Source organism: Terrimonas alba (genome assembly GCF_042434975.1).
Taxonomy (GTDB): domain Bacteria; phylum Bacteroidota; class Bacteroidia; order Chitinophagales; family Chitinophagaceae; genus Terrimonas_B; species Terrimonas_B alba.
This window is the reverse complement of sequence record NZ_JBHMQM010000008.1, coordinates 332,110-347,171: the sequence shown is the minus strand read 5'-3', so window position 1 is coordinate 347,171 and position 15,062 is coordinate 332,110. Positions and strand designations below refer to the sequence as shown.

At 42.1% G+C, this 15,062-nt stretch carries 13 protein-coding genes; 10 read left to right on the top strand and 3 right to left on the bottom strand.

Features of this window, described 5'->3' with window-relative positions:
• Nucleotides 1–93 precede the first annotated feature (93 nt).
• Together ACFEL9_RS22720 and ACFEL9_RS22715 are read right to left on the bottom strand one after the other, a co-directional pair.
• The gene (locus ACFEL9_RS22720) at nucleotides 94–603 is read right to left on the bottom strand and encodes a hypothetical protein (protein ID WP_385894867.1); all 510 of its coding nucleotides are present in this window, start codon (nucleotides 601–603) and stop codon (nucleotides 94–96) included.
• 17 nt (nucleotides 604–620) lie between these two features.
• Nucleotides 621–1,202, bottom strand: coding sequence for an RNA polymerase sigma factor (locus ACFEL9_RS22715; protein WP_385894865.1), 582 nt, complete (start codon nucleotides 1,200–1,202; stop codon nucleotides 621–623).
• Nucleotides 1,203–1,488: 286 nt separating this feature from the next.
• Here ACFEL9_RS22715 and ACFEL9_RS22710 point away from each other — a divergent pair, with 286 nt between their 5' ends.
• Nucleotides 1,489–1,875 carry a DUF6249 domain-containing protein gene (locus tag ACFEL9_RS22710; RefSeq protein ID WP_385894864.1) on the top strand — a complete coding sequence of 129 codons (387 nt, stop codon included), beginning with the start codon at nucleotides 1,489–1,491 and terminating at the stop codon, nucleotides 1,873–1,875.
• A 48-nt stretch (nucleotides 1,876–1,923) separates the two neighbouring features.
• Here ACFEL9_RS22710 and ACFEL9_RS22705 read toward each other — a convergent pair whose 3' ends face one another.
• Nucleotides 1,924–3,486: a S41 family peptidase gene (locus ACFEL9_RS22705; RefSeq protein ID WP_385894862.1), complete on the bottom strand. Its 1,563-nt coding sequence runs from the start codon at nucleotides 3,484–3,486 to the stop codon at nucleotides 1,924–1,926.
• A 105-nt stretch (nucleotides 3,487–3,591) separates the two neighbouring features.
• Between ACFEL9_RS22705 and ACFEL9_RS22700 the strand changes: the two genes are divergently transcribed.
• From ACFEL9_RS22700 to ACFEL9_RS22660, 9 genes are all read left to right on the top strand, one after another.
• Nucleotides 3,592–4,434: an N-acetylglucosamine kinase gene (locus ACFEL9_RS22700; protein WP_385894861.1), complete on the top strand. Its 843-nt coding sequence runs from the start codon at nucleotides 3,592–3,594 to the stop codon at nucleotides 4,432–4,434.
• A gap of 10 nt (nucleotides 4,435–4,444) precedes the next feature.
• The gene (gene murQ / locus ACFEL9_RS22695; RefSeq protein WP_385894859.1) at nucleotides 4,445–5,263 is read left to right on the top strand and encodes an N-acetylmuramic acid 6-phosphate etherase; all 819 of its coding nucleotides are present in this window, start codon (nucleotides 4,445–4,447) and stop codon (nucleotides 5,261–5,263) included.
• 277 nt (nucleotides 5,264–5,540) lie between these two features.
• Nucleotides 5,541–7,985 (top strand): bifunctional aspartate kinase/homoserine dehydrogenase I, encoded by a 2,445-nt coding sequence (gene thrA / locus ACFEL9_RS22690; protein ID WP_385894857.1) that lies wholly within the window; start codon nucleotides 5,541–5,543, stop codon nucleotides 7,983–7,985.
• A 39-nt stretch (nucleotides 7,986–8,024) separates the two neighbouring features.
• Complete coding sequence (locus ACFEL9_RS22685) at nucleotides 8,025–8,969, top strand: homoserine kinase (RefSeq protein ID WP_385894855.1); 945 nt, start codon at nucleotides 8,025–8,027, stop codon at nucleotides 8,967–8,969.
• A 58-nt stretch (nucleotides 8,970–9,027) separates the two neighbouring features.
• A complete protein-coding gene (gene thrC / locus ACFEL9_RS22680; protein ID WP_385894853.1) occupies nucleotides 9,028–10,323 on the top strand; it encodes a threonine synthase in 1,296 nt (431 codons plus the stop codon).
• A 217-nt stretch (nucleotides 10,324–10,540) separates the two neighbouring features.
• On the top strand, nucleotides 10,541–11,104 hold the full coding sequence (locus ACFEL9_RS22675; protein ID WP_385894851.1) for a hypothetical protein: 564 nt from the start codon (nucleotides 10,541–10,543) through the stop codon (nucleotides 11,102–11,104).
• A gap of 295 nt (nucleotides 11,105–11,399) precedes the next feature.
• A complete protein-coding gene (locus tag ACFEL9_RS22670) occupies nucleotides 11,400–12,080 on the top strand; it encodes a succinate dehydrogenase cytochrome b subunit (protein ID WP_385894849.1) in 681 nt (226 codons plus the stop codon).
• Nucleotides 12,081–12,259: 179 nt separating this feature from the next.
• Nucleotides 12,260–14,236: a fumarate reductase/succinate dehydrogenase flavoprotein subunit gene (locus tag ACFEL9_RS22665; protein ID WP_385894848.1), complete on the top strand. Its 1,977-nt coding sequence runs from the start codon at nucleotides 12,260–12,262 to the stop codon at nucleotides 14,234–14,236.
• A gap of 25 nt (nucleotides 14,237–14,261) precedes the next feature.
• Nucleotides 14,262–15,029, top strand: a complete 768-nt coding sequence (locus ACFEL9_RS22660) for a succinate dehydrogenase/fumarate reductase iron-sulfur subunit (RefSeq protein ID WP_385894846.1) — start codon at nucleotides 14,262–14,264, stop codon at nucleotides 15,027–15,029.
• The last annotated feature ends 33 nt before the right edge of the window (nucleotides 15,030–15,062 follow it).

The window sequence follows — 15,062 nt, the reverse complement described above, 5'->3', positions numbered from 1 at the left end:
GGGTTGTACCGGACCTGATGATAATTCACCAAGCATTGTCAAATTAAATAATCTCTTGTTTCCCTTTCCTTTGGAGAGGGGTTAGGGGTGAGGTTAAGCTTCTTCGCGGAACTGTTTTCGTTTATTGGCAAAATAACGATCCAGCAAAAACAATCCCAATATTACATTGATCATCATGAACGCATTGACCCAATCATTATTAAACATCTTGCTATAATCTACTTTGGCTAAATCGACCGGAAGTTTAGAATCTCCCTGTACACTCCAATCTACCTGGCCGAAACCATACACCAGGAAGCCAACGATCAGGGTAATAAAAAATAGTGCGATGCCGCGAATGATATTTTTATTGATATAGGTTTTGCTTGCAGGCGCAATATGCAGTTTGCTGATTTCTTCCATCACATTTTTAGTGAATCGCATGGAAGGAGCTTCCAGTTCCGATGACTGCAATAGCTGCTGCACTTTCAGCAGTTCGCCATATTTGTCACGCCACCCGGCATTGGTTGCAATCAATTGCTCAATGATGGTTTTCTCTTCAACAGTCGCAACCCCATCTATATAATCCCACAAACGTCCTTCTATATTTTCATGTGCATTCATATCATTTCTGTTTAGGGTTAGTGTAAATCTTTTACTTCCTGTGAAAAATAAGTTTCCATTTTTTCTTTTAATCTTGTCCGGGCCCGATGCAGCCTGACCTTGGCCGTATTGGTTTCTATACCTAATATCTGCGCTATTTCTTCCAGCGTTTGCTCACCTTTATAAAACAAAGTTATAACGGCTGCATCGTCTGTACTCAGCATTTTGATGGCGTTGTTGACCATCGACACCCTTGACTTTTGTTCTACCAGGTTGGCCCGCATTCCTGAATCCTGGCTATCGGCCACTTCAAACACTTTTTCATTATCTAACGAATGAACTTCCAATTTCTTTTTTCTTAAAAAACTAATGCAAGTAGTGTTTACAATAGTATATAACCAGGTGCTGAATTTGGAAGCTCCTTTAAAATCTGCCAGGGCCCGGTATGCTTTTATAAATATGTCCTGTGATACCTCTTCGGCATCTTCCCGGTTTTTGGTAAAACGTAAGGCCAGGGTAAATACATAGTTTTGATAGCGGCTAACCAAAGCTGCGTAAGCTTGTTGGTCGCCGCCAATAACTTTGCTAATAAGCTCATTATCATTCAGTCCGGTAGACATGTATCTATAAGACTACAATTGGTGAGTTTTGGTTACAACGTAAAGTACGATTTTATCCCGCAAACCATCCTTTGACAAGCTCGGGAGGGTTTCGAAGGATTTTCTACTCCTAACCTAATATATTATATTGGAAAATTGCTTGTAACCTGTTTGAAACAGGTGTAGTCATAGTTATTGTACAACGATTTTTAAAAAAGTTTGGAAATGACTGTAACCTGGGTTTAAAAGCTGTAGTCATAGAAGAACAAAACACAAACAAACTACTTAAAAAATAAAATTTACAATTATGAGCGGTCCAGAAGTTTTAGTTCCACTAACCATGTTCGCAGGCGGATTTGCTATGATATTCGGCATTGTTTATCTGAAAACAAGGCAAAATCTAGCCATGATAGAGAAAGGCATGAATCCCAAAGAATTTGCCAATAGGCCAGCACCCTACAAAAACTTGAAATGGGCCTTATTATTAATCGGTGCAGGCGTTGGTTTATTTTTGGCTTATTTGCTGGATAATTATGTGCTATATCAAAATCTCCGCAACGGTCACTATGACGATGATAAAAACATACCGATCTATTTTGCATTGATCGCTATCGGAGGAGGGTTAGGCCTTTTCGGTTCATATAAAATGGAAAAGAAATGGTGGGATGACAACAAAATAAATAATCAACAATAATCAACCAGTACTTTATCCTGCAAGCAGTCCGCCGGGGCGGACTGCTTTTTATTTCTTTACCTGTTCAAATGCCTTTGCAAAAACAGTGTCCTCGCTATTCAGCACCTGGAAGTAACCGCTGTTTCTCCAGCGAAACCTCGCCAGGTAGGCTTCTAATCTCTTTTGCAAGGTTTCTTTTTGTTTTGGGGTAACGCCTTCGAGCTTAGCAGAATCTTTTTTTGCATACACTACAAATTGCTTCCACATATCTTCCAACTGGTTAAATTTTTTTATATAGTCAGTTGGTGAACTATACTGGTCTATTTGCTTTTTATGCTGTAAATAATAGGTGTACACAAAACTATTGAAGCTGCCATTTACAAAAAGCTTATTCACACTTCTTGGATAAGTAGCTGTATCAATTGGCACAAAAATATCGGGCATGATGCCACCACCACCATACACAATCCTTCCTGCGGCTGTTTTATATTCTTTTCCATTATTGACTTTGTTGGAATCAGCATATAATGATTCACCGTTGGAATAGCGTTCCCATATCTCATCCATATACACTTTTTTCCCTTTATCATAGGGACGTTGAATGCTGCGGCCAAGCGGTGTATAATAGCGGGCAACGGTCAGGCGGATGGCTGATCCGTCACTCAGTTGATATTGTTCCTGCACTAACCCTTTACCGAAAGTACGACGCCCGATTATATCCGCCCTGTCCCAATCTTGTAAAGCACCGGCAAGCACTTCACTGGCACTGGCAGAAAGTTCATCTACAAGGATTGTCAATTTTCCTTTTTCAAAAAGCCCGGGACGCTTGCAACGATATTCTCTCTTCTTACTGTTTGTTCCTTCGGTATAAACAACCAGTTTATCGCCTTCTAAAAATTCATCCGCCATATCAATGGCTTCATTCATATAACCGCCGCCATTGCTGCGCAAATCGTAAATAAGCGCCTGCAAGCCCTGTTTTTTTAAACTCTCCAGGGCGGCCATAAATTCTTCGTAACTATTCTCGGTAAATTTATTCAGCTTGATATAGCCAGTGGTATTGTCAATCATATAAGCCGCATCAACAGCTGATACAGGAATACTTCCCCTGGTAACCTTGATGGTTTTGACATGGTCGTTTCTTGAAATTTGAATGGTCGCAACGGATCCTCTCTCACCTCTTATATATTCTTTTATTTTAGAAGTAGGCAAGCCGATCAATGATGAATCACCCACCTTCAAAAGTTTGTCGCCTATTTGTAAACCGGCTTTATCACTGGGGCCACCCGGAATGACGTAAACAATATTGACCGTGTCATTGAAAATATTAAACTCCACACCAATACCGTCAAAATTGCCGGCGAGGTCCTCATTCGCTGCCTTTAGTTCTACAGGGGGGAAATACACGGAGTGAGGATCCAGTTCATTCATCATTTCTTTGATAGCACCTGATTGAATAGAATCAGTGTTGACCTTATCGACATATTTTAACCTGATCAGATCAAGAGCTTCCTGCAGCGATGTAGTCTTAGAAACTTTTAAAAAACCTCTGCTGCTACCGCTATTACCCATTTTATATCCGAAGAACATTCCTGCTATCAATACCATTGAAAAGATCAGTGGTAGCCACACTTGCAGTTTTTTATTTCCCATCATCTAACTTTACATTAATTTGGCGCAAAATACTGGATTTGAACGGAATGTTTTTTTCGTTCATCCATTTCAACAAATCTTTATATGGATTCGGTAAAATTGATAGCTGATAGCGGTGCTACCAAGGCTGAGTGGAGTCTTATTACGAACGGAAAACGAAAAACATTTCTCACACAAGGTATTAGCCCTTATTTCTTGAACCAGGCAGAGATTAGTGCCTTGCTTTTGAAAGAATTAAAACCAAAGCTAAAAAATATCCAGGTAGACGAGATCTATTATTATGGTACCGGTTGCGCCAGCGCTGAAAATGCAAAACTGATGAAAAAAGCCATCAGGGCCGTTTTTCCTGAAGCAGCCATTGATGTAAATCACGACCTGTTGGCGGCAGCAAGAGCTTTGTGTGGTAACCAAAAAGGAATTGCCTGTATTTTAGGAACAGGATCTAACTCGTGTTATTATAGCGGAAAGAAAATTGTGACCAATAGCCCGGGCCTTGGTTATGTGCTGGGCGATGAAGGCAGTGGTGCCTATTTGGGCAAAAGGGTGTTGCAATATTATTTATACAACACCTTTGATGACGAATTGCGGGGCCGGTTTGATGTTACCTATCTGACCAATGCGGCGGAGATATTAGAAAATGTTTATAAAAATCCATTACCCAATCGTTATCTTGCCAGCTTTGTAATGTTTCTTGCAGAAAACAGGGGTCATTACATGATCGAAAATATCATTGAAGATTGCCTGAACGATTTTTTCTTTACACATTTATGTAAGTATAAAGAAATATGGAGTCACCCGGTCAACTTTGTGGGCAGTGTAGCCTTTGGATTTAAGGATGTACTGGAAGAATTGTGTCACAGTTATGAATTTGAATTAGGAAAAGTTTTAAAGAAACCTATGAGCGGCCTCATAGAGTACCATAGCTAAACGAAGATGTATGGCGTTTGAAAAAATTACAGAAAAGTCGAGTTCGTATCATCACCTGGAAAAAATGAGTGTGGCTGATCTGTTGTCCAATATCAATAAAGAAGATCAATTAGTACCCGATGCGGTTGCAAAAGCAATTCCCCAGATAGAAAAATTGGTAGAGGCCGTTAGCGACAAGATGCTCATGGGTGGCCGTTTATTTTATATTGGCGCTGGCACCAGTGGCCGTTTGGCTGTGGTCGATGCCAGTGAATGCCCGCCTACTTATGGTGTTCCATACGGATTGGTGATTGCGATCATTGCTGGTGGAGATAAAGCCATTACAACGGCTGTTGAATTTGCCGAAGATGATAAAGAACAGGGATGGAAAGATCTGCAGGCGCATAATGTATCCGATAAAGATGTGGTGATTGGCATAGCAGCAAGCGGAACCACTCCTTATGTAATTGGCGCATTGGATGAATGCCGCAGGAACGGGATTTTAACCGGGAGCATCTCCTGTAATCCAGACTCACCCGTTAGCGCAGCAGCCGATTTCCCAATAGAAGTGGTAGTGGGGCCTGAATTTGTAACCGGCAGCACCAGGATGAAAAGCGGAACCGCTCAAAAGCTTGTGCTGAATATGATCTCCACTTCCGCTATGATCCAACTGGGCAGGGTAGAGGATAATAAAATGGTGAACATGCAATTGACCAACGAAAAATTGGTTGACCGAGGAGTAAAGATGTTGATGGATAGGCTGGGTGTTACCGATTATGAGCAAGCAAAGAAGTTATTGCTACAATATGGCAGTGTAAAAAAAGCTGTTGCCGCAGCCGCTGCAAAATAACTAACAGTAGTTTGCTGTGCAATATTTGAATGGGCAGAAATTAAATTTTCTAATCATTCTTCTGTATATTGCGCCCTATTAAAAAATCGTGTTGAATAATAGTCATATCATCTCCTCCTCTGCAGTGGGCTCTACTTCCACTACCACTACTATTATTACAACAATCCGCTAAAGCGGATTATACTTATTATATCACCCCCGGGGCTTAATCGCTGAATCTTCAAAAGGAAGAACTTTGTTTACACATAATTGAAATCATTTAAATAAATAATCGGTCATGCAGGTTTTAAAATTTGGTGGTACATCAGTAGCCAATGCAGATAATATCAATAAGGTCATCGCCATTGTAAAAGAGTCAATAAAAAAAGATAAGACGATAGTGGTTGTTTCGGCACTGGGTGGTGTCACGGATCTGTTGCTGGGAGCGGCAGCACTGGCGGCTGATGGTGATGAAGCGTACAAGAATAAATTGAATTTACTCGAACAGCGTCATTTGGAAGCGGCCAAACAGTTGATACCCGTTGCCAATCAAAGCCAGTTGCTAAGCCTGGTGAAAAAAAGCTGCAATGAAATTGAAGACATCTGCAATGGTATTTTTTTGCTGCGTGAACTTACACCCCGTTCAAAAGATCGTATCGGCAGCTATGGTGAATGGCTCTCCTCACAAATTATTTCTGCTGCATTCAGGGCAGCAGGCGTAGAAAATGTGTGGAAGGACACAAGGGAACTGATCGTGACCAACGCCAATTTTACCAATGCAGAAGTTGATTTTGCGGCAACTTCTCAAAATATCACTGAATTCTTTCCTCACCAGGATGCTTCACTTTTTATCGTTCCGGGTTTTATTGCCGCAACAAGCAATGGTGTTACAACTACACTAGGCAGAGGCGGATCTGATTATACTGCTGCTATTATTGCAGCAGCGCTAACCTCTAAAAACCTGGAGATATGGACAGATGTCAGCGGTATGATGACAGCCGATCCGCGATTGACAGCCAATGCCCGCATCATTCCGCATATTTCTTACCAGGAAGCGATGGAGTTATCTCATTTCGGCGCCAAGGTTATCTATCCGCCAACCATACAACCGGTGATGACAAAAAACATTCCTGTATGGATCAAAAACACTTTTGCGCCGGAAGATAAAGGAACATTGATCGAGTCAATTGCCAACAAAAACGGAAACATCGTAAGGGGTATTTCATGCATCAACAATATTGCATTATTGAGTCTCGAGGGAAGCGGTATGATCGGCATACCTGGTTTTTCAAAAAGATTATTTGAAGCATTAAGCAATGAAAAAATCAATGTCATATTAATCACCCAAAGCTCATCGGAGCATTCCATCTGTGTAGCGGTAGACGCAGTTTCTGCCAGCAAAGCGAAACAAGCTGTTGATCATGCTTTCGCCAATGAGATCGCTTTGGAAAAAGTGGAGCCGCTGAAAATTGAAATAGAACACTCTATTGTTGCATTAGTGGGAGAAAATATGAAGAGCCACCCTGGTATCAGTGGCCGCATGTTCAGCGCCATGGGCAGAAATGGTGTCAATATCCGCGCCATTGCACAAGGTTCTTCCGAAAAAAATATTTCTGCGGTTATCGCCACCAAAGACGTTCGCAAAGCAATCAACGTGTTGCACGAAGAGTTTTTTGAAAAAACCTACAAACAGGTCAACCTCTTCATCATTGGCACCGGCAACGTCGGAGGTAAGTTATTAGATCAAATAAAACAACAGCTGGGCTTCCTGCAAAAACAAATGCAATTGCAATTAAGAGTAGTGGGATTGTCAAACAGCCGGAAAATGATCTTTAAAGAAGAAGGCGTCGATCCTGCAAAATGGAAGGAGCAACTGGAAGCAGGTGAAAATGCTGATCTGCAAAATTATGTACAGGAGATCATCAACCGCAACCTGCGCAATTCCATATTTGTTGATATCACAGCCAACGATAAAGTAGCGTCAGTATATGACCAACTCTTACAAAAAAGTATCTCGGTAGTTGCCTGCAATAAAATAGCCGCCTCTTCTGCGTTCGATAATTACAAACATCTGAAAGACCTTGCGGCTGAGTATAATTGCCAGTTTCTTTTTGAAACAAACGTTGGCGCCGGCCTCCCCATCATTGGAACATTAAACGACTTGCTGCGGAGCGGCGACCGGGTGCATCGGATCGATGCTGTTTTGAGCGGAACATTAAATTTTGTTTTCAATAATTATGACGGCAAACAAAGATTTGCGGATGTGGTGAAACAGGCGCAGGATGAGGGCTACACCGAACCTGACCCACGACTGGATTTGAGCGGAACTGATGTAATGCGTAAGATCATGATCCTCGCAAGAGAGTCCGGGGAAAAAATTGAAATGAATGATATCGCCAATAATTCCTTTATGCCGGCTTCATGCATGCAAGGTACCGTTGCTGATTTTTATTCGGCCATGGCGAAAGAAGAAGATCATTTCAAAAAGCTTTATGACAAGGCACATGCAGAAGGTTGTAAGTTAAAGTTTGTCGCCTCCTATAAAGACGGAAAAGCTTCAGTAGGCTTACAACATATCGATCCGAACCACGACCTTTATCACTTATATGGAAAGGATAATGTGGTGTTGTTTTATACCGACCGGTATAAAGAGCAACCATTGGTTGTAAAAGGTGCGGGGGCCGGGGCCGAAGTCACAGCCAGCGGTGTTTTTGCCGATATTATCCGTGCTGCAAAACAATAATGACGAGCTGAGTTTAAATAAATTTGAAAAATCTGCTGAATGGATAATAAACAGTTTGATGCAAAGGAAGGAGCTATTAAAGTATTTTGCCCGGGTACAGTTGCCAACCTTGTTTGTGGCTTTGATATTCTGGGATTGGCACTAAGCGATCCAAGTGATATCATGGAGGTAAAACTATTGGATGAGCCAAAGGTGATCATTCATAATCGTGACAATTATAACTTGCCCACCGAGCCGGAAAAAAATGTGGCCGGTGTCGTTCTTTTATCGGCTATGGAAAAAGCCGGCAATAATAAAGGCTTTGAAGTCATTATCGAAAAACACATTAAGCCCGGAAGTGGCATTGGGTCGAGTGCTGCCAGTGCAGCGGGTGCGGCTGTTGCTGCCAATCATTTATTCGGAAATATATTTTCGTCTGATGAAGTAGTACAGTTAGCAATGAATGGGGAAAAGCTGGCTTCGGGTGTGAAGCATGCCGACAATATCGCTCCCTGCATCCTGGGCGGCGTAAGCCTGATTCGCTCTATTCATCCTTTGGATATCGTATCTATTCCTTCGCCTGATTTGCATGTGACCGTTATTCATCCGCAAATAGAAGTAAGAACATCAGATGCCAGGCAGATATTGCGGCAACAAGTGCTGTTAAAAGATGCCATTCGCCAATGGGGAAACATTGCAGGTCTTGTCACGGGCTTTTTGAAGAATGATCTTGATCTTATTGGCCGGTCGCTGGAAGATGTAATCATTGAACCGGTAAGAAGCATTCTAATACCCGGCTTTGATGAAGTAAAAGCGAAATGCAAAGAGACCGGTGCGTTAGGTGGGGGCATTTCGGGTTCCGGGCCATCTATATTTATGCTGAGCCGTGATAAAGCAACGGCGCAGGCCGTAGAAAAGGTGATGAAGGATGTGTATGACAGGATCGGAATCGATTATCATACGTATGTCACCACTATTAATAAAAAGGGTGTAGAAATTGTCTGAACCATGACCTGCCTGTCGGCAGACAGGTTTATAGGATTTAAAGATTATTGAGATAAAAATGAAATATTACTCGACAAATAAACAATCACCATTAGTTGATTTTAAAGAAGCGGCGATACAGGGACAGGCGCCGGACAAAGGATTATATTTTCCCGAGCAAATACCGCAGGTAGATAAAAACCTGATTAGTGAAATCGAAAACACTTCCAACGAAGAAATTGCCTTCAGCGTAATCAAACCTTATGTTGGGAATACGATACCGGAAGATCGGCTTTTCAAAATTGTGAAGGAAACGATTAATTTCCCCATACCACTCGTTAAAGTAAATGATACGATAGCTTCCCTGGAGTTATTTCATGGGCCAACCCTCGCTTTTAAAGATATAGGCGCACGATTCATGAGCCGTTGCCTTGGTTATTTTTTGCAGGATAACACTAAAAAAGTAACGGTATTGGTAGCAACATCCGGAGATACCGGTGGTGCTGTGGCCAATGGCTTTTATAACGTACACGGAATTGATGTAGTCATTCTATACCCATCCGGCAAAGTAAGCCCGGTGCAGGAAAAGCAATTAACAACTCTTGGCAAAAATATCCATGCGCTGGAAGTGCAGGGAACATTTGATGATTGCCAGCAAATGGTAAAACAAGCTTTTACAGATGCTGAATTGAATCAAAAACTTTTTCTTACTTCTGCTAATTCTATCAACGTAGCACGTTGGTTGCCGCAGCAGTTCTATTATTTCTTTGCTTATAAACAGTGGGCTTATAAAAAATATCCGCCGGTAGTTTGTGTGCCCAGTGGAAATTTTGGAAATATTTGCGCCGGCATTTTAGCCAACAAATCCGGCTTGCCCGTTGATCATTTTATTGCGGCATGCAATGTAAATGATATTGTAAGTGATTATCTCGAAACAGCCGAACTGACACCGAAACAGGCTGTTCCCACGCTTAGCAATGCCATGGATGTGGGTAATCCAAGCAATTTTGTAAGAATACTGGAAATATTTCAACACCAATTCCCTGATTTGAAAAGCAAGCTTTCTTCCTATAGTATTTCCGACAAAGACACTCTCGCCACGATCAAAAAAGTGTACGATCAACATCATTATTTATTGGATCCCCATGGTGCGGTGGGTTACCTGGCTTTAGAAAAATACCTGGATTCGCATCCTTCTGCGAAAGGAATTTTCCTGGAGACGGCGCACCCGGTGAAGTTTCCGGATGCTGTTGAAAGCACCACGGGGAAAAAGATTGAAATACCATCCTCCCTGACAACCATCATGGCTAGTGAAAAGAAGAGTGTCCAAATGAAGAATAATTACAATGAGTTGAAAAGTTATTTACTGAGCTAGGGGATCAAAGAGTAAAGAAGAAAAAGAGCAAGGCTGTTTTGGATAGCAACTTGCATGATGAAATAAAAGAATAGCGGTTTGGCCAACTGGCTGGCCTCCGCAGGGCTCCATACGTAGAAAATGAATTTTCAACCAACTCTTTCTCTCTTTTTCTCCTTCATCTCTTAGCTATTCTCTCTTTCAACTCTTAGTCTATCTTTGCAGGAAGAATTTTTCTATGCATACCATAGAACCCTTTTATAACTGGCGACATATTTATGTAAGTGAGGAGGATCAGCTTTCGCCTTTCTATGGCCGGCAGTATTCTGAGTTTGAATTCACCCAAACTGTTTACAACTACTTTATACATCCGCAATGGGATGATTTTGGCAGCCGCACCCTGTATCTCAAGGTATTGATGGCAGACAGTGATGAGAAATACGCCATCATCGAAATGATAGGAGAGTGGAATGATGCAATCGAAAACGATATCATGGAGCTGAAAAGAGAAGTACTTGAGAAATTCATGTACGAAGGGATGGTGAAATTCATCCTCATCGCTGAAAACGTCCTGAATTTCCATAGTGGCGGTGCTGACTATTATGAAGAGCTTTACGAAGAACTGATGGATGAAAATGGCTGGATCGTTTGTTTGAATATGCCGTCACAAACGCAATATGATTTTAAAAAAGCGCATCTTAACCGGTATATTGAATTGATGGAAATTGAAAACTGGCGCACCTATAAACCTTACCACCTCTTTAAGAAAATAGACAATGAACTGGCTGCACGGTTGCAGTAAATATTAGCCAAAACAATAAACTTACAGTTGTTTTGATTGCAAAATTATTTTTTGTCATTGTTTGGTCATTGGATACTATTTTTGCGCAAAATTGAACAACCAAATTGATGATTGCTTATGAAGACCCCGGTCATTTATAGCAACACGCTAAATATCTGGCAACAGGTAAAACAAATAATACAAGATGAAACGCCCATGCTAAAATTTTCATTTTTATCACACAGGGGAATGAAAATTTTTACATGATAAGTTTCCCGAACAAGTTCGGGACCAAAATCAAATAAAAAATATACGGATGAAATGGTCTGATTTTCTCAAGTCTGCAGTTGGCAAGAAGTTAGTAATGGGTTTGACGGGTTTGTTTCTTATTTCTTTTCTGGTAGTACACGTTGGAGTAAATGCCTGTATCTGGGCCAATGATGGCGGAGTTATGTTTAACAAAGCCGCTCACTTTATGGGCGCCACTGTTGTTATCCGCATCATGGAGGTTGGGCTTTTTTTGGGTATTTTCCTCCATATCATACAAGGCTATATGCTTACAGCCAGCAACCAGTCCAAAAGAAAAGTAGGGTACGCGGTGCCTATGGGAAACCAGGGCAGTAAATGGTATAGCCGCAGCATGGGACTTTTAGGAACCATTCTTTTATTGTTTTTCATTTTGCATTGGTGGCATTTCTGGATTCCTTCACGGTTTACAGGCGTAGTACAAACGGCTATTGAGGGAAAAGAATTGCATGATATGTATACGTTGATGAAAGTAACTTTTTCGGAGCTGTGGGTGGTCATCGTTTACGTGGTTGCCTGTTTCTCTCTTTTCTGGCATTTATTACACGGCTTTCAGAGTTCATTCAGAACGTTGGGCCTGTCGAATACACGTCACATTGCAGTAGTTCAGTCACTTGGTGTCAGCTTTTCCGTCGTCGTTTCACTGGCATTTGCGATGATGCCGGTAAGTATGTATTTGGGTTGGGTGTAACCCCCCTGTCCCTCTAAAGGGGGAACTTAGGTCGGAGATACTTATAGAGTGTAAATATGTATAGAGGGTAAGATCGTACTGAGAGGTGATATTCGAAAGGCTGGGGTTGTGTGATGATGGTCCCGACTTAACGTCGGGATCAGGGAGGGTTATCAAGAATAATTTTTTAAAAGAACAATATGCTCGATTCAAAAATTCCTTCGGGGCCATTAGAACAGAAGTGGACAGATTACAAGGGACATTGTAAGCTGGTAAACCCGGCGAATAAGCGTAAACTGGAAATTGTTATCATTGGAACCGGTCTTGCCGGCGCTTCAGCAGCCGCTGCATTGGGCGAATTAGGTTACCAGGTAAAGGCATTTTGTTTCCAGGATTCTCCACGCCGTGCACACAGCATCGCAGCACAGGGCGGTATCAATGCTGCCAAGAATTATCAGAATGATGGTGATTCGGTTTTCCGCTTATTTTATGATACGATCAAAGGCGGTGACTATCGGGCAAGAGAAGCCAATGTGCACCGGCTGGCGGAAGTAAGTGCCAACATCATTGATCAGTGTGTGGCACAGGGTGTTCCCTTTGCAAGAGAATATGGAGGATTGTTGAATAACCGTTCATTTGGTGGCACACAGGTAAAAAGAACTTTTTATGCTGCAGGGCAAACCGGGCAGCAATTATTGATAGGCGCTTACCAGGCATTGGAAAGACAGGTTGCATTGGGTAATGTAAAAATGTACAATCGTCATGAAATGCTCGACATTGTACAGATAGATGGAAAGGCGAGAGGCATCATTGCAAGAAATCTAGTCACCGGTGAACTGGAAAGACATTTTGGGCATGCGGTGTTGCTTTGCAGTGGTGGCTATGGCAACGTTTTTTATTTAAGCACCAACGCCATGGGCAGCAATGTTACTGCGGCGTGGAAAGCGCATAGACGTGGTGCCTTTTTTGGTAATCCCTGCTTTACGCAGATACATCCTACCTGTATCCCGGTAACAGGCGATCATCAAAGCAAGTTGACGCTGATGTCGGAATCATTACGCAATGATGGTCGTATTTGGGTGCCTAAGAAAAAAGATGATCCCCGCAAAGCCAATGATATTCCTGAAGAAGAAAGGGATTATTATTTGGAGAGAAGATATCCGGCATTTGGTAACCTTGTACCCCGTGACGTGGCGTCGAGAGCCGCCAAAGAAAGATGTGATGCCGGTTATGGCGTAGGTACTACCAAACAAGCAGTGTACCTCGATTTTAAATACAACCTGATCAATAAATACGGTAAAGTAGAAGCCAGCAAACAAGGCATCGAAAATCCCGATTTGGAAACACTGGTACGTTTGGGAAAAGAAGTGGTGAAAGAAGAATACGGTAACCTTTTCGATATGTATGAAAAGATCACCGGCGAAAACCCCTACGAAGTGCCAATGAGGATTTATCCTGCTGTGCACTATACGATGGGTGGATTGTGGGTAGATTATGAATTGCAAACAACAATCCCCGGCTTGTATGCATTGGGTGAAGCTAATTTCAGCGATCACGGGGCGAATCGTTTGGGTGCGTCCGCATTGATGCAGGGATTGGCAGATGGTTATTTTGTAATCCCCTATACAATCGGTAATTACCTCGCCAACGAAATTGCAGTGAAACCAATCCCAACATCGCATCCTGCATTTGAAGAAGCAGAAAAAGCCGTGGGTGACCGCATCAATACACTGATGAATATAAAAGGGAAGCAGTCGGTAGAAAGCATGCACAAGCGGTTAGGAAAAATCATGTGGGAGAAGTGTGGTATGGCCCGTAATGAGCAAGGATTGAAAGAAGCGATTGCGGAAATTCAACAGTTGAAAAAAGAATTCTGGAGTGATGTTCGCATTCCCGGTGAAATCAAAGAAATGAATCCTGAATTGGATAAAGCCAACAGGGTAGCTGATTTTATCGAGCTGGGTGAACTGATGTGTTTGGATGCATTAAACCGAAACGAAAGCTGTGGTGGCCACTTCCGTGAAGAAAGTCAGACAGAAGAAGGTGAGGCAAAGCGTGATGATGAGAAGTATAGCTATGTGGCTGCGTGGGAATACAAAGGAGAAAGTCAATGGCAATTGAATAAAGAAGAGTTGAGATTTGAAGTAGCGAAGCCGACGCAACGGTCATACAAATAATTTAAAACGAAGAATATTTTTGTTTATGGAACATTACTTAATGAATCTTAAGTTGAAAGTGTGGAGGCAGAAAAATGCAAAGAGCCCGGGTCGTTTTGAATTATTTGAGGTTTCTGGCATTTCTTCCGAAATGTCTTTTTTGGAGATGTTTGACGTGCTGAATGAAAAGTTGATCAGCGAAGGAAAAGATCCCATTGCTTTTGATCATGACTGCCGCGAAGGTATCTGCGGCGCTTGTTCGATGTATATCAATGGCCGGCCACATGGTCCCTGGCATGCTAATACTACCTGCCAATTACACATGCGGGCATACAAAGATGGTGATACAATTACGGTAGAACCCTGGAGAGCTAATTCGTTTCCGGTTATAAAAGATTTAATGGTAAACCGGGATGCGTTTGATCGCATTATACAAGCGGGAGGTTATATATCGGTCAACACCGGTAATGCCGTCGACGCCAATGCCATTCCTGTTGAGAAAGACAAAGCGGACGATGCGTTTGCATCAGCCGCCTGTATAGGTTGTGGTGCTTGTGTGGCAGCTTGTAAAAATTCATCGGCCTTATTATTTGTATCTGCCAAAGTAAGCCACCTGGCCTTGTTGCCACAGGGAGATCCTGAAAGAAAAAAACGTGTAGTAAATATGGTTGCTCAAATGGACAAGGAAGGTTTTGGATCTTGTACCAATACAGGCGCCTGCGAAGCAGTATGTCCCAAAGAAATTTCCATCACCAATATTGCCCGCCTGAATGCTGAATACATGGTGGCAGGTGTTACTGCTGATAATAAATAAAAAAATTCTTCTTATTTTTTGAAAGCCTTTTTA

Coding starts and splice junctions, on each gene's coding strand:
- ACFEL9_RS22665 (WP_385894848.1), top strand. CDS start 12,260: ATGCTCGATTCAAAAATTCCTTCGGGGCCATTAGAACAGAAGTGGACA.
- murQ (WP_385894859.1), top strand. CDS start 4,445: ATGGCGTTTGAAAAAATTACAGAAAAGTCGAGTTCGTATCATCACCTG.
- ACFEL9_RS22670 (WP_385894849.1), top strand. CDS start 11,400: ATGAAATGGTCTGATTTTCTCAAGTCTGCAGTTGGCAAGAAGTTAGTA.
- ACFEL9_RS22710 (WP_385894864.1), top strand. CDS start 1,489: ATGAGCGGTCCAGAAGTTTTAGTTCCACTAACCATGTTCGCAGGCGGA.
- thrC (WP_385894853.1), top strand. CDS start 9,028: ATGAAATATTACTCGACAAATAAACAATCACCATTAGTTGATTTTAAA.
- ACFEL9_RS22660 (WP_385894846.1), top strand. CDS start 14,262: ATGGAACATTACTTAATGAATCTTAAGTTGAAAGTGTGGAGGCAGAAA.
- ACFEL9_RS22675 (WP_385894851.1), top strand. CDS start 10,541: ATGCATACCATAGAACCCTTTTATAACTGGCGACATATTTATGTAAGT.
- ACFEL9_RS22715 (WP_385894865.1), bottom strand. CDS start 1,202: ATGTCTACCGGACTGAATGATAATGAGCTTATTAGCAAAGTTATTGGC.
- ACFEL9_RS22720 (WP_385894867.1), bottom strand. CDS start 603: ATGAATGCACATGAAAATATAGAAGGACGTTTGTGGGATTATATAGAT.
- ACFEL9_RS22685 (WP_385894855.1), top strand. CDS start 8,025: ATGGATAATAAACAGTTTGATGCAAAGGAAGGAGCTATTAAAGTATTT.
- thrA (WP_385894857.1), top strand. CDS start 5,541: ATGCAGGTTTTAAAATTTGGTGGTACATCAGTAGCCAATGCAGATAAT.
- ACFEL9_RS22700 (WP_385894861.1), top strand. CDS start 3,592: ATGGATTCGGTAAAATTGATAGCTGATAGCGGTGCTACCAAGGCTGAG.